The following is a 17,849-nucleotide window of genomic DNA, read 5'->3' as shown; positions in this document are numbered from 1 at the left end:
GCCCGCATGAGCGACTCCCTTGACCTCAGCCTGGATGGTGTAGAACGCCGATCACTGGCTGACTTCACCGAACAGGCCTACCTCAACTACTCCATGTACGTGATCATGGACCGTGCCTTGCCGCATATCGGGGACGGTCTGAAGCCTGTTCAGCGGCGCATCATCTACGCGATGAGCGAACTGGGCCTTGGGGCTGACGCCAAGCACAAGAAATCGGCGCGTACCGTCGGCGACGTACTCGGCAAATTCCACCCGCACGGCGACTCGGCCTGCTACGAAGCGATGGTGCTGATGGCCCAGCCGTTCAGCTACCGCTACACGCTGGTGGACGGGCAGGGTAACTGGGGTGCGCCGGATGATCCCAAGTCCTTCGCGGCCATGCGTTACACCGAAGCGCGCCTATCGCGCTATTCCGAAGTCCTGCTCAGCGAACTGGGCCAGGGCACGGCTGACTGGGTGCCGAACTTTGACGGCACACTGGACGAACCGGCCGTGCTGCCGGCGCGTTTGCCGAACATCCTGCTCAATGGCACCACCGGCATTGCCGTAGGTATGGCCACCGACGTGCCGCCGCATAACCTGCGCGAAGTCGCCAGCGCCTGCGTTCATCTGCTGGACGACCCCAAGGCCACGGTCCCGGAACTGTGCGAGCACATTCTGGGGCCGGACTATCCGACCGAAGCGGAAATCATCACGCCGCGTGCCGACCTGCTGAAAATTTACGAGACCGGGCGCGGTTCGGTGCGCATGCGGGCCGTGTACCGCATTGAAGATGGCGACATTGTCGTGACTTCACTGCCGCATCAGGTTTCCGGCGCCAAGGTGCTGGAGCAGATCGCCGCGCAGATGCAGGCCAAGAAGCTGCCGATGGTTGCTGACCTGCGTGACGAGTCTGACCACGAAAACCCTTGTCGCATCGTGATCATTCCGCGCTCCAACCGGGTTGAGCTGGACGAGCTGATGCAGCATTTGTTCGCGACCACCGAGCTGGAGTCCAGCTATCGGGTGAACATCAACATCATCGGTCTGGATGGCAAGCCGCAGCTCAAGAACCTCAAGACACTGCTCGGCGAATGGCTGACGTTCCGCATCGGTACTGTGCGTCGTCGTCTGCAGTTTCGTCTGGACAAGGTCGAGCATCGTCTGCACCTGTTGGACGGTTTGCTCACGGCTTACCTGAACCTGGATGAAGTGATCCACATTATCCGCACCGCCGAACATCCCAAGGCGGAACTGATTGCACGCTTTGGCCTGTCGGAAATCCAGGCGGACTACATCCTCGATACCCGTCTGCGTCAGTTGGCGCGTCTGGAAGAGATGAAGCTGCGCAGCGAGCAGGAGGCCCTGCGCAAAGAGCAGGCCAAGCTTCTGGCCCTGCTGGGCAGTGAGTCCAAGCTGCGCAAGCTGGTCCGTGCCGAACTGATTGCCGACGCTGAAACCTATGGTGACGACCGTCGTTCGCCGATTGTTGCCCGTGCCGAAGCCAAGGCGCTGTCTGAAAACGAATTGATGCCCACCGAGCCGGTAACTGTCGTGCTTTCGGAAAAAGGCTGGGTGCGTTGCGCGAAAGGCCACGATATTGATGCCACCGGGCTTTCCTACAAAGCAGGGGATGGTTTCAAGACGTCGTCCATCGGCCGCTCGAATCAGTTCGCCGTATTCATCGACTCGACCGGGCGCAGCTATTCGGTGGCAGCACACACCCTGCCATCTGCACGAGGCCAGGGCGAGCCGTTGACCGGTAAACTGCAACCGCCACCGGGTGCGACGTTCGAGTGCGTATTGATGCCTGAAGATGACGCGCTGTATGTGATCGCTTCGGATGCTGGTTATGGGTTTGTCGTCAAAGGCGAAGACCTGCAGGCCAAGAACAAGGCGGGCAAGGCGTTGCTGAGCTTGCCGAACGGGGCAAAAGTCATCTTGCCCCGGCCGGTGCCCGACCGTGAACAGAACTGGCTGGCAGCGGTGACCACCGAAGGCCGCCTGCTGGTGTTCAAGATCAGCGATTTGCCGCAGTTGGGCAAAGGCAAAGGCAACAAGATCATCGGTATTCCAGGTGAGCGGGTAGCCAGCCGAGAAGAATATGTGACCGATCTGGCGGTGATTGCGCAGGGCGCGACGCTGGTACTCCAGGCGGGCAAGCGAACGCTGTCGCTTAAACCTGAAGACCTTGAACATTACAAGGGGGAGCGGGGCCGACGTGGCAATAAATTGCCAAGAGGCTTCCAGCGCGTAGACGCGTTATTGGTGGAAAATAGCTAAAAACATTGATCTGGCACCAGCGTTCTTCGTTTTGCCATGAAGTACGATGCATAATCGCTGGAGTCATGATGCATATTCACGGATGATATGGGGTCTTGGGGTGCATGCGTGGCTCAGTGCCTGCATGGGTCTTGAAAGTACTTATACTGTGGCCTGCCTCGGGGCGGCCACCTGGATGGGATGATGAATTTTCTACGCCTTCCCCTGATCTTGCTGATGACTGGCGTTTTGGGTCTGGCTGGTTGCAGTGTGCGCCAGCCGACCGCGCTTTATCAGCTCGATAGCGGTGAGCCTGGTCAGCCGAAACAGAGTAGTGGTCTGGCAGTATTGCTGGGTCCTGTTTCGGTGGCCGACTATCTGCAACGCGAAACCCTGCTGCAACGCCAGCCTGACGGCACTTTGACCGCATCGCCTGACGGGCGCTGGGCGGGCAATCTGTCTTCGGACATCGACCAGTTGCTCTTGCGTCAGCTGGCCTGGAAGCTGGACAGCCAGCGTGTCGTCATGGCACCTGCGGTTGCCAACTTCACACCGGACGTTCAGGTCGTACTGTCGATCACCCGTCTGGACTCCGGTGCCAAACAGCCTGCCGTTCTGGATGCGCAATGGCGTCTTCTGGACCGTAAAGGTCATGTTCGTGACAGCCGACTGGTGCACCTTGAACAGGTCCATGCCGGCAGCTCCGCCGACCAGGTCAAGGCCCAGGGCATGCTGTTGCAGCGCCTGGCCGATCAGGTCAGTACTGCGATCAAGCCGATTTCCTGGCAGCCGATCGAAGAACCGAAAAAGCCCCCGGTTGCCAAGGCCAAAGAGCCTGACAAACCAAGAATTCCAATGGCCTCGCCCATACGTACCGATCTTGAAGTGTTCCGCTTCTAGGGTTGGCCCAACAAAAAGCCCGCAGCGATGCGGGCTTTTTGTTGGACGCGAATCTTCGCTTCTCACACCTCGACGTTCCTGACGCACCACGCAGTCAGGAGGACGCAGAGCGTCCAGAACGGCATGCCCACGCGGAGCATGGGCACGATGGTGATCTTGTGGACACCTATCGTTCCAAATGCTCCAGTGAGGTCAGGATCGGACGCGGAGCGTCCAGAGCGGCATGCCCACGCGGAGCATGGGCACGATGGTGATCTTGCGGACACCTATCGTTCCGCACGCTCCAGCGTGGGAATGCCTTGGGTGACGCTCTGCGTCACAGGTCTGCGCCGCGCTGCCACAGTCAAGGTCGGGCGCCTCTCGCCCTGTGCTTACGCATGTGAACGAGAGGCGGTGGTCAGGCCTTGTTGGATTCGTGCATGCGCGCCAGCTGGCGTTCGAGCATCGAAGGGTAGGGCTCCATCAGGCGTTCCACACAGCATGCGCCTTCAGGGCTGGCGATAGGACGGATACGGGCGCGCTGGCGTATCAACGGGTCGTCGTTGATACGGCGTTCAACCAGCAGCAGGTTGCGGCTGTGCTGAGACAGCGCCAACGCATCCTGCGCCGTTTCAGTCAGCAGCAGGTCGATCTGGCTCAGACCGCTCAAGCCTTCGCCCAGCGTCAGGCCCAGTTGCAGTTGCAAGGTGATGCCGCTGTCGGCCACCTCGATCTGCAAGGCATGGCTCAGGGCACGCAATAGCTCGCCGCAGCAGATTGCGTTGGTGAGGTAGTCATCACCGCTTTCGTGGCTGTGAAACAGCATCAGGGTGCTGCCATCGTTCAGGGTATGCAGCTCGCTTTCATACAGCGAGGCGGCCTGATCGAGGCAGTCGCGATAACGTTGCAGCAATTCGGTCAGTCGTGCGCGCGGCAGGCGGCGCAATTGGTCCTGCGCGCCCAATTGTACGGCCAGCACGGCGCTGTTGTGCGGCTCGACGGGCGCTACCGGCGCAGCCACAGGGCGTGCAACTGGTGCGGTATTCGAATTGTCACGCAGGTCCACAAACGGATCTTCGTCGTCGTCTTCGTCTTCTTCGGCAACAATGCGACGCTGGACTGGCGGTGCCGGCAGGCGCGGCTTCGGTTCGCTGGTGCGTGCCGAGACCGGTGGTGCAGGTCGCTCTTCCGGCTCCAGGTACGGATCGTCACCGTCGTCCTCGTCGCCGTCATACTCGGGTTCGGGCAGCGGCTCCGGCTCTGGAACCGGTGGTGCGAACGAGGTGCGCAGTTGCCGGGCCAGATCGCCTATTTCATCCTGGCGGTCGGTAGCCGGGGTGTATGGGTCGATGTCGCGCAGCCAGATGCGCATCTGCATCAATGGCGTGGAGATATGGCGACCGAGGCGCAGGCTCAGGGCCAGCGCCAGGGCCAGCAGAATGCCCGCCAGAATGCCCATGCTCTGCAGGCTGATGGTCATCGGCTGCTGGAACTGTGACATGTCGAGGCTGATGCGCAGATGACCCGCCATCACGTCCTGAAACGTGATCTTGATTTCATACAGGCCCTGAGCCTCGCCCAGAAGCCCGTTTTTCGGGCGCTGGCCAGCTTCCGCAAGAATGCGGTTATCCACACTGTAGATAGCGGCATGCGCCACCAGCGGGTTCTTGACCAGATTGCCCAGCAGCACGTTGAGACTGAGGATGTCGTTAGACACCAACAGCTCGGTGGCCGAGGTGGCGGTCTGGGTCGTCAGGGCCTGCCCCAGCGCATCCGCCTGTTCATGCATGGCCTGCTTGAACTGCAGGCCCATGACACCGGCGTAGATCACCAGCGCCAAAGCGACCAGGATCACGTTATGGCTGGCAATGCGCAAAGCGATCGGTACACGGCGATGACGCAGGGCACGAAAGATGAGCAGGAAGAAATTATCGGTTTTAACGGGCGTGGGCCGGTTCACAGAGCACGGCTCTTTCGGTGAAGTTGTCGCGCAGTATAACGAGCGACCCAGTAGCGGCAAAGCGCTGCCTGTGCCCGGTGGTCACTGAATGTGGTTAGAATGCGGTTTTTTTCCACTATGGGGGTGCGCCTTGCGCGAAATCGTCCTGATTAACATCACAGGTGTCGACCGTCCAGGTCTCACTGCTGCCATCACCGGCGTCCTCGCCCAGGGTGGCGTGAACATTCTCGATATTGGTCAGGCGGTTATCCACGACACCCTGTCGTTCGGCATCCTGGTTGAAATTCCGGATACCGTGCAGGGTTCTTCCGTGCTCAAGGACATCCTGTTCACCGCCTACAAACTCGATCAGCAGGTCCGTTTCACGGCAGTGTCCGAAGCGGATTATCAGCACTGGGTTGAAGGTCAGGGCAAGGCCCGTCATATCGTCACACTGCTGACCCGCAAGGTTACGGCCGAGCAATTGCAGTGCGTCAGCGCCATTACGGCTAAATACGGGCTGAATATCGATCAGATCGATCGTCTGTCCGGGCGTATGCCGCTCGACACGCCGGCCGACAAGGGCAAGGGTTGCATCGAGTTCACCGTGCGCGGCGAGCCGGCCGACCCGAAAGCCATGCAGGCCGAGTTCCTCGCAGTTGCCCAGGATCTCAACGTAGATATCGCGTTCCAGCAGGATTCGCTGTTTCGCCGCAACCGGCGTCTGGCTGTGTTCGACATGGATTCGACCCTCATTGAGGCCGAAGTGATCGACGAGTTGGCCAAGGCTGCCGGTGTGGGCGAGCAGGTTTCCGAGATTACCGAGCGTGCGATGCGCGGCGAACTGGATTTCAGCGAAAGCTTCAAGGAGCGTCTGGCTCTGCTCAAGGGGCTGGATGTCAGTGTGCTGGATGAAATCGGCGCTTCTCTACGCTTGACCGAAGGCGCCGAAACGCTATTCTCCGAGCTCAAGCGTCTGGGTTACAAGACCGCGATTCTCTCGGGTGGCTTCACCTACTTCGCCAAGCAGCTGCAAGCAAAACTGGGCATCGATTATGTGTACGCCAACGAGCTGGAAGTGGTCGATGGCAAGGTAACAGGCGTCGCCGTAGAGCCGATCGTCAATGCGCAGCGCAAGGCAGACCTGTTGCGCGAGCTGGCGCACAAGGAAGGCTTGAGCCTGGAGCAGACCATCGCGGTCGGCGACGGTGCCAATGACTTGCCGATGCTGGCGATTGCCGGGCTGGGTGTCGCATTCCGCGCCAAGCCGCTGGTCAAGCAATCGGCAAAGCAGGCGATCTCGACGCTGGGACTGGATGGCGTGCTATATCTGTTGGGTTTCCGCGACCGCGAAGGAAAGCGCTGACGCTCAGGCCGTGGTGGTTTGCCCCTGATGGCGAGGGGCCAATCGCGACGGCTGTCGCAGTGATCGCTACAGCGTGCCCCACAAGGAATCGAATTCCTGATCCGGCCTGGCCTTTTCGGTTTCGGTCGCTTTCGGGGCGTCGTACATCTGATACTCGAACTGGTTGTAACTGGCGCTGCTGACCTGCCGGTTGCTCAGTGACGCGCGGCGTTCTTCACCGGCGACGTTGATCATCACCTTGTTGCCCTCCTGAAAAGGCAGACGGGGTGCGAGCACGGTGGGCGGTTTTTCCATGGCGCGTACTTCCGGCAGCATCAGGGTTCGCAGGTACTGGCTGTTCTGCTGTTCGCGAATCAGCTGCATGCCGCACGGTTGGGCAAACGGGGCGATCAGTTCGATCCCCATCTGTGTGCCGCCGCTGCGTACCTGGCGGATCCAGCGCACGATTGCAATGCTCCAGCCCTGGCCGGCGTCATCCTGAATACCCACCAGTTCGCCAGCCTGCAACTGCTGAGGCACGTCCTTCTGCCACGCCAGGCAGTATCCGCCCGGGCTGTGGTTGACAATATTCAGGTCGAAGGTCGGAAACGTATGCTGGTTGTTGGAAAGCGAGTCGCTGTCGCCGTCGTTTTTCGGGTATTCGATCTCTTCGTAGGGCAGCAGAACGGATGAAGTCTTGCCGCGCTGAGTGTCGAAGGCAGACGCCCACGGATCGTCCGCGTCATCATTGGCCATCTTCAGCGAAAAACTCGCAGCACTGCCTGCGCTGTTGAGTTGCAGGAGTTCGCTGAACGACTTCTGACCAGCCACATAAAAATGCAGTGCGCTCATGCCGATGCACAGCTTCAGGGTGCCCTGGCCTGCCGTGCGCTGAAAGGTGCGTTCGGCCACATCACCCCAGGCGACCGCCAGATGTTGCAGCAGGTCGGTGTTGATACCGGTTGGAATAAGCAACGGCGAAGGGGTGCGCTGGTCATCCGGCAGGGCCAGGTACTGATTGATCGCTTCAGCCAGCGCGTAGGTGTTGATACCCAGCAGCCGAGGAGATTGTTCGTCGCTGAACAGGGTGCGATACAGCGGTGGTTTGTCGACCGTCGGGTCCAGAGCGAAGAGGCTGCTTTCAGTGACCGGCAATTGCAGCTTTACCAGAGGGCTCCAGGCCTCCAGCGCATCGGCCAGTTTGCCGATATTCAACTGACGCATCTGGTTGCAGCGTGAGCAACCCATCAGCAGCGCGATCACGTAGGTTTGCTCCACGCTCAGCACTTTGCTGTGATGGGCCAGGGGCTCTTCGACCGGCGTGTTGTGCAACTGGTACTGACGGGCAATCTGGTAGATCTGATGCAGCTCGAGCCACAGGCCATCCTGAACGGGACAGTAAAGCTGGTTGGCACGTATCAGTGGCCCGTTGAGACCATGCAGTGCGCGTTGCAGCGCAGTGCTGAACAGCCCGGCCTGGTCTCGGGTGTAGCGCGGGGCGACCTGCTGAATGATCTGCTTGTAACCGGTTGCGAGATGGTTTTGCAGCGCCTGGCAGAGGTTGGCCACCTTGCGTGGTCGCTCGTCCAGCACAATGGCCTGATTGAGAAAGTGACGTTCAAGGTGCTTGCAGACGAAGTACACCTCGGGCCGCAGCAATTCAAGCAATTGCAGGCGGTTCTCGCTCGGGGTGATCAACTGGTTGAGCTCGGTCAGCCCTTGATAGAGCTGGCGCGCCATTTCTCCGAGGTTCGCCTTGGGCAATCTGGAAATCCAGCGTTTGAGGTCGCGGGGGTTGGCTTCACTGAATGTCAGGCTCGACTGCGTCGGCGTAGGGGCACGCAATAGCAGAGGGAGGCTAAAATTACTCATGTGACAGGCGAACTCCAACAACTCATTGGCCCGGACGGAGGCTTTAAATGGGTGGCTGACGTCATCGCGGAGCGGGGACATGTCGAGCATACGCCCATGAAAGTGCGAAGTATCCTACAGCACCGATCGGGCGACTTTACCAGTATCGGCATCACTACGCAGTAAATATGGCCTGGAGCCATTACTGTCCGGTTTTAAACTGCATGAGCGCCCCTGTTAATGGGGCGCCCATGCCAGGCACTGTGACTTCAAGTCACGATCATGCCTGTGTCGGAACTGCCAATGCCTGGCCCATCTGTACCTTGGAGCCCGCGGTCAGTTGCTCGGCCCATTTCACCTGATTTGGCCCGAACAGCACAATGGCCGTGGAGCCCAGTTTGAAGCGGCCCATCTCGGCACCTTTTTCCAGATGGATTGGCGCACGCGCTGCTTCGTCGTAGCTGAACGTCTTCAATTCACGCTTGGGCGGCGTGACCAGCCCGGCCCATACCGTCTCGACCGACGCCACGATCATCGCGCCGACCAGCACCACTGCCATTGGTCCGCGCTCGGTGTCGAACAGGCAGACCACTCGCTCGTTACGGGCGAACAGCTCGGGTACGTTTTCAGCCGTGGTCTGGTTGACCGAGAAGATGCGGCCCGGCACGTAGACCATTTCACGCAGCGTGCCAGCCAGTGGCATGTGGACGCGGTGATAGTCCTTTGGCGACAGGTAGACGGTTGCGAACTCGCCGCCCATGAACGGTGCAGACAGCTTGGGATCACCGCCCAGCAGCTCAAGCACGCTGAAGCTGTGCCCCTTGGCCTGGAAGATCCGGCCATGATCAATCGGGCCCAACTGGCTGATGGCGCCGTCGGCTGGCGAAAGAATCGCGCCCGGCGTGGTATCGAGCGGGCGGGCGTCGGCTTTCAATGCGCGGGTGAAGAACGCATTGAAGTGCTCGTAGGACGTCAGGTCTTCGACCAGGGCCTGCGACATGTCCACTTGGTAACGGCGGGCAAACCACGCGGTGAAAGCGTTTTTGAACCAGCGTACGCGGCATTCGGCAACGCAGCCTGCCAGTCGGGACAGCAGGTGGTGTGGCAACAGGTACTGACTGATGATGAACAAGCGGTCTTTCATTGAAGGTCCTGAGGATGAGTGTCCTGAATATTTCTGCGAGGCCTGTCGCGGTTCGCTAGAGCGGACAGGTTCGACGGTTTCGGCTCGTGCTGGCTGCGCAGGCGCGACGGGTTGCGCAACCTCGACTGCCTCGGCGGGCGCGGCGGCCACTTCCGGAAGTTCTACCGGTGTCTCCGGGTGATTGCCCCATTCACCCCACGAGCCGGCATAGGCCTTGACCCTTGGGTAGCCCAGCGCTTTCGCCACCAGATAGGTGAAGCCCGAGCGGTGGTGAGTCTGGCAATGGGTGATCACTTCCTTGTCGGGCGTGATGCCCAGGTCGCGAAGAATCTCTGGCATGTCCTGACGAATACGCAGGTTACGTGCCTTGTCCATGCCCGCAGTCCATTCGAAATTGACCGCGCCGGGTATGTGTCCGCCCTTGGCCGCGACTACTTTTTCGCCCGAATACTCGGTAGGGCCGCGAGCGTCCCAGATTGCCAGGTCGGCGGCACCCAGACGGCTTTGCAGGTATTCGCGTGTGGCGGTAGGGTCGTCGTGCAGCGTCAGCGTGACCGGGCCGCCTGCAACGGGCGCAACCTCTGTGCTCAACGGCAGCGATTGCGCTTCCCAGGCCAGCACGCCGCCATCCAGATAGTGATAACGGTGGTGGCCGATGACATCCAGCAGCCAGATAAAACGCCCGGCCCAGCCACCGCCTTCGTCATCGTAGACAACATAGACTGCATCAGGGTTGTGGCCCAGCTCGCCGAACAGCTGCTGCAGATCGGCAGTGTCGGGCAGTAGGCCTGGTGCAGGAGGCTTGCCCAGTTGCGTACGTTTCGGATCGACAAAGCGTGCGCCGCGAATGTGCCCGGCTTCGTAGCGAGCGCTGCTGGTCAGATCCACGAGGATCAGTTCCGGGGCGTCTAGACGCTCAAGCAGATCGTTGGGTTCGATGACCAGCGACAAGCCAGTGAATGCGGACATTTGCAGCCTCCGATGAAAGGAAAGAGGCGAATTGTACGCCAGGCCTCACGCTTTGCGATGACTAAAGATGCCAAGTGCCCTTTCAATACATTGCGCGGTTTTTCCGAATGCCTGGACGGAAATTTCCGACAAGGCCCCACCACCCTGGTCGGCGACCACCAGCAGCATGACTTTACCGTTGTTGCTCAGCGAGCGAATAAGCCAGTGCTGGCCACTGAACAGGGTTTTCAGTGGCGCGGGCAGCAGGGCGGCAAACTGCGCGTTGTTCGCGGGGGTCATGCGCAACTGCGTCGGCTGGGTCAGCAAGCGTTGCAACACGGTGCTTTCCTTGATGAACAACTGCAAGGAGGCGGTTTCGGCCGGCAGTCCGGCCATCTGATTGACGCGCATTACGGTCGAGGTCTTGTCCAGCATCAGCAGCATGACCCGCTCCATACCGCACGACATGAACGCGTCGCGGGCCGAGGTAGTCAAGTGCATGGCGTTGATGAACGGGCTGGGGTCCTGCAGCAGCTCGGCGCAGTGCTTGCGCCATAGCTGCAGGGCGTCGGCCGATGGCGGTGGCGCTGGTTCGTTGTCGCGCCTTACACGGCGCGCATCCCAAGGCCAGATCAGCGATTCGGCCGGGTGCCAGAGGTCTTTTTCCGCATGAATACGCGCGCTGCTGGCAGCGTTTTGATGCGCCTGCTGCTGCACTTCGCTGATCGACTGTTGCAGGTAAAGGCTGGTCAGCCGTTCCCAGCGCAGGCAATGCGGGCTGTTCCAGGCATGTTGCGCCGCCAGCGCCAGGCCGTTACCCAGCAAAACAGTATTGGCTGGCTGGTTCAGCCAGCGCCGCAAGTTGGGGTCGGCGTCCATGAGTTGTTGCTGTTGCAGCGGGCTGTGTTCTTCGCGGGCGATGCGCAGCACCTTGGCCAGATCGCGTCGCTCGTTGATCAGCAACTTATAACCGCGCGTGACCCAGATTGGCAGGCGCCAGAATTCGGCGAGTGCCAGGCACAGCTCCAGCAGATTGACGCCGAACAGCTCTTTTTCCACTGCAAGGCTGGAATGGCCCTTGTGGATAACCCGCAACTCCAGCTCTTCGAGCAGCTTCGGATAGGCCAGCGCCATCGGCCAAAGGGGGGAGAGGAAAAGCAGGCTGCCCATATGGATGTCTTGCCAGAGTCGTGCAAGGCGACTGGCAAACAACCCGTTGGCCTGTTGTGTGGCGTGCTGGCTGACCAGAATCAATTGGCGATAGGCCGCGGGAATTTCCTCGGGCGGCTTGGCCGGCAAGCGGCCCAGAAGGATTTCGGTACGCGCCAGCCCCAGGCGGTTGATCGCAATCTCGAGGCTCTCGGCCTGCTCGGTCAAACCGTGGGTGTGATGGTTGGCCTCGCGCATCACACTCAATACCAGTGCGGGGCTTTCCTGCATCATTTCAGCGATTTCACGCAGTGAGCGGCGACTGTCGTTCAATGCTGCGCGAACGTGCCCATGATTGACGGCAGGGACCGGTAACGCGATGCCGTCAAGCAGCTTGACCCAGGCATCCAGCGTTTTCGGAACGAGATGATGTGCTGCGTGTGCTGTCGACATTCGATGGCCTGTGCGGCTGATTATCTGAGCTGGGAAACCGCCAGCGTACGGGACGCTGAGGCCATTTTCCTCCTTTTATGGAGGCGGATAAATGGGTTTTTCAAAAGAACCGGCTATAGTCTGGCCCAGTTAGGCCGATAAGGAGAAGAAGAGATTCAAGAACTTCCGGACTGTCCCTGAACCCGACTCAGTAAAGTATTTTTTCCTATGGCTAAAATTATCGGCATCATTGTCGTTATCGCGAGTGTCCTCGGCGGATATGTGCTGTCCCATGGCAAGATCATGGCGCTGTTCCAGCCCTACGAGGTCTTGATCATCGGCGGTGCTGCACTGGGCGCGTTCCTCCAGGCCAACCCTGGCTACATGACCATGCACGTGTTCAAGAAGTCGCTGAAGATGTTCGGTTCGCGCTTCACACACGCCTATTACCTCGAGGTGCTGGGGCTGGTATACGAAATCCTCAACAAGAGCCGCCGTGAAGGCATGATGGCGATTGAAGGGGATATCGAAGACGCCGCCTCCAGCCCGATCTTCGCCAAATACCCTGGTGTGCTGAAAGATGAGCGCATGACCGCGTACATCTGCGACTACCTGCGCATCATGTCGTCCGGCAACATGGCTCCTCACGAGCTGGAAGGCCTGTTCGACATGGAACTGCTGAGCATGAAAGAAGAGCTCGAGCATCCATCCCATGCCATTACCGGTATCGCCGACGGTATGCCCGGCTTCGGTATCGTGGCGGCGGTACTCGGTATCGTGGTGACCATGGCGTCGCTGGGGTCGGGCGACAAGGCTGCAATCGGCATGCACGTAGGTGCTGCGCTGGTAGGTACCTTCTTCGGTATTCTTGCGGCATACGGTTTCTTCGGTCCGTTGGCCACCTGCCTTGCCCATGATGCCAAGGAAGAAATGAACGTCTACGAGAGCATCAAGGCGTCGCTGGTGGCGTCGGCCTCCGGCATGCCGCCTTCGCTGGCCGTCGAATTTGGCCGCAAGGTTCTCTACCCGCTGCATCGCCCCAGCTTCAGCGAGCTGGAACAAGCGGTTCGCGGTCGCTAAGTCATGGAAAATAATCAGCCGATTATCATCAAGCGCGTAAAGCGCTTTGGTGGCGGACATCACGGCGGTGCCTGGAAAATCGCGTTTGCCGACTTCGCGACGGCGATGATGGCGTTCTTCCTGGTGCTGTGGCTGATGTCTTCCGCCACGCCCGAACAGTTGCTCGCGGTGGCCGGTTACTTCAAGGACCCGGTCGGTTTTTCGGACAGCGGTTCGCCGTATGTGATCGACCTGGGCGGCTCGCCCGAGATGTCGCCGAATCAGACGCTGAACCCTGAGGTCAAGACCACACCGTCACCTGACACCGTGCCCCTTGAGGCCGAGACTTCCGAGACCAAAGCTGAAGAGGTCGAGCAGGAGCGTCTGGAGATGCTGTTGCAAGAGCTGCAGAACAAGGTCGAGGAAAACCCGCAACTGCAGAAATTCAAGGACCAGATTCTGTTCGAGATCACCCAGGACGGTTTGCGTATCCAGATCATGGACGCTGACAACCGGCCGATGTTCGACTCGGGCAGTGCACGTCTCAAGCCTTATTTCGAAGACATCCTGCTGGCTATGGCTGACACCATCAAAAGCGTGCCGAACAAGATCAGCATCAGCGGTCATACCGACGCGACACCTTTTGTAGGCAACGGCGGATTCGGTAACTGGGAACTGTCGGCCAACCGCGCCAACGCTGCACGTCGTGCGCTGGTGGCTGGTACCTATCCGGACTCACAGGTGGCCAGAGTGGTGGGTTATGCCTCGTCAGCTCTTTATGATCACGAGAACCCGACCAATCCGGTCAACCGCCGCATCGACATTGTGGTTTTGACCAAAAAGGCTCAGCAGCGTATCGAAGGCGACCAGAACTCCGGTGGTGCGCCTCAGTCCAAACCTGCGCCCGCCGCTCCTGCTACTCCCGCTGCTCCGGGGGCTTCGACAGCGTCGCAGCCAGACCCGCAGGCATATGCCCAGCCTCACGAGATCCGGCAAAAGCTGAACATCTTCGACGATGGCAAGTTACGGGTCGAGCCGGCCCAGAACTGAGCTGCAACCGATACAGAAACGCCGCGATCATCGCGGCGTTTTTGCGTGTTGCGTTCGGTGCTCAGTAACTGTCTTGCGGCAGGCTGGCAATGATCGAACGGTAGCTGTTCATGCGCTGTTGCTGCACGCGGCCATCTTCAAGCCCCTTGAGCAGGGCGCAGCCCGGTTCGCGGTCATGCTTGCAGTCGCGAAAGCGGCACGTGCCGATCAGGTCGTTGAATTCGATGAAGCCAGCTTCTACGTCTGCACGGCTGACATGCCCCAGGCCGAATTCGCGGATACCCGGTGAGTCGATCAGATCGCCGCCACGCGGAAAGTGGAACAGGCGGGCGGTTGTGGTGGTGTGTGTGCCCTGGCCGGAGACTTCGGACAACGGGCCGACCCGGGTATCCGTTTCCGGCAGCAGGCTGTTGACCAACGAAGACTTGCCGACGCCGGACTGGCCAACGAACACACTGATGTGGCCATCAAGCTGGCTTTGCAGTGTCTGCATGCCATCGCCATGATGCGCCGACACTTCCAGCACCGGGTAACCCAGTGTGCGGTAGACCGCCAGCAACGCATTGAGCGCGGGCGCGTTCTGTTCGTCGATCAGGTCAGCCTTGTTGAGCAGCAGCAGCGGACGAATCCCGGCATGCTCGGCGGCCACCAGATAGCGGTCAATCAGGTTGGCATGTGGCTCGGGCATGGGCGCGAACACGATCACGATCAGATCGACGTTGGCAGCCACAGGCTTGAGCTGGCCACGTGAGTCCGGGCGGCGCAGTTCGGTGGTGCGGGGCAGTTGCGCAACGATGACGCCAATGCCCTGATTGCCGGCGCGCCATACAACGCGATCACCCGTGACCAGTGCCGGCAGGTTGGCGCGCAAGTGGCAGCGAAATACCTGACCGCTTGCTTCGCCTTCCTGAGCCTCGACTTCGACCTGAACACCGAAGTGAGCAATTACAAGACCGGTCTGTTCGGGGCCGAGGTCGCCGCCTTCCAGTGTTTCAAGCGTAGCGGACTCGCGTTTTGCCGCGCGGGCAGCACGCTCGCCCTGAATTTTTTCGATGCGCCAGTTCTGACGACGATTGAGTTGGCGTTTGGCCATGGGTGTTCCGATGTGATGTAACCGATGAATTAGGCAGTACGATTGATCGGCAGGAGTCTAGCACGGCAGGGTGAGCTAAACTGCGCGCCTACGCTGAGGAGTCGACACATGCAGAACAAGCAGAACCTGATCTGGATCGATCTGGAAATGACCGGTCTGGACCCTGATACCGATGTCATCATCGAAATGGCCACGATCATCACCGATAGCGAGCTGAACACCCTGGCCGAAGGCCCGGTGATCGCTGTGCATCAGAGCGACGAGACGCTGGCGAAAATGGACGAGTGGAACACCCGCCAGCACGGTGGCTCGGGCCTGACCCAGCGAGTACGCGAAAGCACCATCAGCATGGCTGAAGCCGAGGCGCAGACCCTTGAGTTCATCAAGCTGTGGGTGCCGGAGCGCAGTTCGCCGATCTGCGGCAACAGCATCTGCCAGGATCGCCGCTTCCTGTATCGCCACATGCCGACGCTGGAAAACTGGTTCCACTACCGCAATCTGGATGTCTCGACCCTCAAGGAACTGGCGGCGCGCTGGTCCCCCGAGCTGAAATTCAAGAAAGGCAGCACCCACCTGGCGCTCGATGACATCCGCGAGTCGATTGCCGAGCTGCGCTTTTATCGTGAGCACTTCATCAAGCCTTGATCAAGACTCGCGCGTGCAGTGAATAATCTTCGCTGCACTCTTTCAGTGCGTTGGTCGGCTGGTTAGACTGCGCGCCTTTGTCGCAGAGTCCCCGCCATGTTGCTGATGCTTTATCTGATTGCCATCACTGCTGAAGCCATGACTGGCGCGCTGTCTGCGGGCCGTCGAGGAATGGACTGGTTCGGCGTGGTGCTGATCGCTTGCGTCACAGCGCTGGGCGGCGGCTCGGTGCGCGATGTGCTGATCGGCCATTACCCGCTGACCTGGGTCAAGCACCCGGAATACCTCATATTGACCAGTGTGGCAGCGTTGGTGACGATCTTTATCGCGCCATTGATGCGCCACCTGCGCTCGTTGTTTCTGGTGCTGGATGCGCTGGGGCTGGTGGCCTTCACCCTGATCGGCTGCATGACCGCGCTGGAAGCCGGGCATGGTCTGGTGATCGCGTCAGTGTGCGGTGTCATCACCGGGGTCTTCGGTGGCATCCTGCGCGACATCTTCTGCAACGACATTCCGCTGATCTTCCGTCGCGAACTGTATGCCAGCGTTTCATTTCTGGCCGCGTGGTGTTTTTTGCTGTGCCAGTACCTGCAACTGCCGGATGAACAGGCCGTGCTCATCACCTTGTTCGGCGGCCTGCTGCTGCGCCTGCTGGCGATCCGATTCCGCTGGGAAATGCCCAAGTTCGTCTATAAAGACGAGCCCTGAAGAGGGCGCAGAACGCCCGGAGCTGCATGCCCATACGCAGCACTCTGCTTCATTCACATCCTGAGATGCCCGCAGAGTGGGCTTCTGCCCGAAGGGCGTGGGAGCTTCAGGAGGTCACGACGGCTGCGATGGGCTGCGAAGCGGCCCTTAAACCTGCTGACTCTGTTGTGTCTGATGCACCAAGGCGACCGTTTTTGCTGCCGGTTCCCGACAGTTCGCAGACAAGTCCGCTCCCATGCAAGTTAAGCGTCGCCCGGCCCGCTGAGACGCGTTAGCCCTCTGCGTCTGCCACCCCATGCCTCTGCAGCGCCCATTCCACATGCTCCCTGACCAATTCCGAGGGATAGTCGCGCCGTGCGTGCAGGGCTTCGATCACCGGGATGGTGGAGGGCGCGTTGCCCAGTCCGACAGCCAGGTTGCGTAGCCAGCGTTCGTACCCGGCGCGGCGCAGGGGCGAGCCTTCTGTACTACTGAGGAATTTGTCTTCATCCCATAAAAAAAGCTCGGCCAGCCCAGCGTTGTCCAGGTTATGGCGCGGCTGAAAGTCGCTCTGGTCGGTTGGTCGTGCAAAGCGGTTCCACGGGCAGACAATCTGGCAGTCGTCGCAACCGAACACCCGATTGCCGATCAAGGGCCGCAGCTCTTCTGGAATCGCGGTCTTGAGCTCGATGGTCAGGTAGGAAATGCAGCGCCGTGCGTCCAGCACATAAGGCCCGACAAAGGCCGCCGTCGGGCAGATGTCCAGGCAGGCCGTGCAGCGCCCGCAATGTTCCGTCGCATGCGGCGCATCCACCGGTAGCGGGATGTCGACAAACAGCTCGCCGAGAAAGAAAAAGCTGCCCGCCTTGCGGTTGAGCACCAGCGTGTTCTTGCCGATCCAGCCGAGCCCGGCCTGTTCGGCAATGGCCTTTTCCAGCACTGGCGCGCTGTCCACGAACGCCCGAAAACCAAACGGCCCGATGGCCTGCTGAATGCGCTCGGCCAGTTGCTGCAAGCGCTTGCGGATCAACTTGTGATAGTCACGGCCCAGGGCGTAGCGTGACACATAGGCTTTTTCCGGTTCTGTCAGGCGCTGGGCCATCTCGGTGTCGCCGGGCAGATAGTCCATGCGCAGCGACACCACGCGCAACGTTCCCGGCACCAGCTCGTCCGGATGGGAACGTTTGCTGCCGTGGGCTGCCATATAGTCCATTTCGCCGTGATAGCCTGCATCGAGCCAGCGTTGCAGGTGCTGCTCGTGCTCTGCCAGGTCCAGACCGCTGATCCCCACTTCCTGAAAGCCCAGCTCACGCCCCCATGCCTTGATTGAGACGGCAAGGGCGGCGAGATCATCGGAAGTGGGAAGTACAGCAGTAATAGCGGACAT

At 60.0% G+C, this 17,849-nt stretch carries 13 protein-coding genes and 1 pseudogene; 7 read left to right on the top strand and 7 right to left on the bottom strand.

Annotated elements, in window-relative coordinates:
* Positions 1-6: 6 nt before the first annotated feature.
* Complete coding sequence (parC, locus tag RYA97_RS15670) at positions 7-2,262, top strand: DNA topoisomerase IV subunit A (protein ID WP_005778869.1); 2,256 nt, start codon at positions 7-9, stop codon at positions 2,260-2,262.
* A 183-nt stretch (positions 2,263-2,445) separates the two neighbouring features.
* Positions 2,446-3,141 carry a membrane integrity-associated transporter subunit PqiC gene (locus tag RYA97_RS15665; protein WP_029241083.1) on the top strand — a complete coding sequence of 232 codons (696 nt, stop codon included), beginning with the start codon at positions 2,446-2,448 and terminating at the stop codon, positions 3,139-3,141.
* A 397-nt stretch (positions 3,142-3,538) separates the two neighbouring features.
* Here the strand turns inward: RYA97_RS15665 and RYA97_RS15660 are convergent, their stop codons facing one another.
* A complete protein-coding gene (locus tag RYA97_RS15660; RefSeq protein ID WP_010193646.1) occupies positions 3,539-5,080 on the bottom strand; it encodes a HAMP domain-containing protein in 1,542 nt (513 codons plus the stop codon).
* Positions 5,081-5,210: 130 nt separating this feature from the next.
* On the opposite strand from RYA97_RS15660, the gene serB reads away from it, so the two are divergent.
* Positions 5,211-6,425: a phosphoserine phosphatase SerB gene (serB, locus tag RYA97_RS15655; protein WP_004654576.1), complete on the top strand. Its 1,215-nt coding sequence runs from the start codon at positions 5,211-5,213 to the stop codon at positions 6,423-6,425.
* 66 nt (positions 6,426-6,491) lie between these two features.
* Here the strand turns inward: serB and RYA97_RS15650 are convergent, their stop codons facing one another.
* From RYA97_RS15650 to RYA97_RS15635, 4 genes and pseudogenes are all read right to left on the bottom strand, one after another.
* Complete coding sequence (locus RYA97_RS15650; RefSeq protein WP_005743003.1) at positions 6,492-8,276, bottom strand: hypothetical protein; 1,785 nt, start codon at positions 8,274-8,276, stop codon at positions 6,492-6,494.
* Between the two features lie 259 nt (positions 8,277-8,535).
* On the bottom strand, positions 8,536-9,399 hold the full coding sequence (gene asd, locus RYA97_RS15645; protein ID WP_004654580.1) for an archaetidylserine decarboxylase: 864 nt from the start codon (positions 9,397-9,399) through the stop codon (positions 8,536-8,538).
* A 156-nt stretch (positions 9,400-9,555) separates the two neighbouring features.
* Positions 9,556-10,368, bottom strand: a pseudogene (locus tag RYA97_RS15640) (rhodanese-like domain-containing protein); the annotation flags it as partial.
* Between the two features lie 45 nt (positions 10,369-10,413).
* Complete coding sequence (locus RYA97_RS15635) at positions 10,414-11,949, bottom strand: HDOD domain-containing protein (protein ID WP_044295572.1); 1,536 nt, start codon at positions 11,947-11,949, stop codon at positions 10,414-10,416.
* 207 nt (positions 11,950-12,156) lie between these two features.
* Here RYA97_RS15635 and motA point away from each other — a divergent pair, with 207 nt between their 5' ends.
* On the top strand, positions 12,157-13,008 hold the full coding sequence (gene motA / locus RYA97_RS15630; RefSeq protein ID WP_002551809.1) for a flagellar motor stator protein MotA: 852 nt from the start codon (positions 12,157-12,159) through the stop codon (positions 13,006-13,008).
* Positions 13,009-13,011: 3 nt separating this feature from the next.
* Entirely contained in the window at positions 13,012-14,037 is a 1,026-nt protein-coding gene (gene motB, locus RYA97_RS15625) for a flagellar motor protein MotB (protein WP_044295570.1), read from the top strand.
* A gap of 61 nt (positions 14,038-14,098) precedes the next feature.
* Here the strand turns inward: motB and rsgA are convergent, their stop codons facing one another.
* Positions 14,099-15,130 carry a small ribosomal subunit biogenesis GTPase RsgA gene (gene rsgA / locus RYA97_RS15620; RefSeq protein WP_002551811.1) on the bottom strand — a complete coding sequence of 344 codons (1,032 nt, stop codon included), beginning with the start codon at positions 15,128-15,130 and terminating at the stop codon, positions 14,099-14,101.
* Positions 15,131-15,238: 108 nt separating this feature from the next.
* On the opposite strand from rsgA, the gene orn reads away from it, so the two are divergent.
* A complete protein-coding gene (gene orn, locus RYA97_RS15615) occupies positions 15,239-15,775 on the top strand; it encodes an oligoribonuclease (RefSeq protein WP_002551812.1) in 537 nt (178 codons plus the stop codon).
* 96 nt (positions 15,776-15,871) lie between these two features.
* Positions 15,872-16,483: a trimeric intracellular cation channel family protein gene (locus tag RYA97_RS15610; RefSeq protein WP_005742997.1), complete on the top strand. Its 612-nt coding sequence runs from the start codon at positions 15,872-15,874 to the stop codon at positions 16,481-16,483.
* 271 nt (positions 16,484-16,754) lie between these two features.
* Here RYA97_RS15610 and queG read toward each other — a convergent pair whose 3' ends face one another.
* Positions 16,755-17,849 (bottom strand): tRNA epoxyqueuosine(34) reductase QueG, encoded by a 1,095-nt coding sequence (gene queG / locus RYA97_RS15605; RefSeq protein ID WP_044343246.1) that lies wholly within the window; start codon positions 17,847-17,849, stop codon positions 16,755-16,757.

Source organism: Pseudomonas syringae group sp. 26L6 (assembly GCF_032587815.1).
Classification (GTDB): Bacteria; Pseudomonadota; Gammaproteobacteria; order Pseudomonadales; family Pseudomonadaceae; genus Aquipseudomonas; species Aquipseudomonas amygdali.
The sequence above is the reverse complement of the archived record's forward strand: the minus strand, read 5'-3'. Positions and strand labels throughout refer to the sequence as shown.

Excerpts from the sequence above, each read along its gene's own strand:
- RYA97_RS15635 (WP_044295572.1), bottom strand. The coding sequence starts at position 11,949 with ATGTCGACAGCACACGCAGCACATCATCTCGTTCCGAAAACGCTGGAT.
- RYA97_RS15650 (WP_005743003.1), bottom strand. The coding sequence starts at position 8,276 with ATGAGTAATTTTAGCCTCCCTCTGCTATTGCGTGCCCCTACGCCGACG.
- RYA97_RS15610 (WP_005742997.1), top strand. The coding sequence starts at position 15,872 with ATGTTGCTGATGCTTTATCTGATTGCCATCACTGCTGAAGCCATGACT.
- motB (WP_044295570.1), top strand. The coding sequence starts at position 13,012 with ATGGAAAATAATCAGCCGATTATCATCAAGCGCGTAAAGCGCTTTGGT.
- orn (WP_002551812.1), top strand. The coding sequence starts at position 15,239 with ATGCAGAACAAGCAGAACCTGATCTGGATCGATCTGGAAATGACCGGT.
- parC (WP_005778869.1), top strand. The coding sequence starts at position 7 with ATGAGCGACTCCCTTGACCTCAGCCTGGATGGTGTAGAACGCCGATCA.
- queG (WP_044343246.1), bottom strand. The coding sequence starts at position 17,849 with ATGTCCGCTATTACTGCTGTACTTCCCACTTCCGATGATCTCGCCGCC.
- asd (WP_004654580.1), bottom strand. The coding sequence starts at position 9,399 with ATGAAAGACCGCTTGTTCATCATCAGTCAGTACCTGTTGCCACACCAC.
- motA (WP_002551809.1), top strand. The coding sequence starts at position 12,157 with ATGGCTAAAATTATCGGCATCATTGTCGTTATCGCGAGTGTCCTCGGC.
- rsgA (WP_002551811.1), bottom strand. The coding sequence starts at position 15,130 with ATGGCCAAACGCCAACTCAATCGTCGTCAGAACTGGCGCATCGAAAAA.
- RYA97_RS15665 (WP_029241083.1), top strand. The coding sequence starts at position 2,446 with ATGAATTTTCTACGCCTTCCCCTGATCTTGCTGATGACTGGCGTTTTG.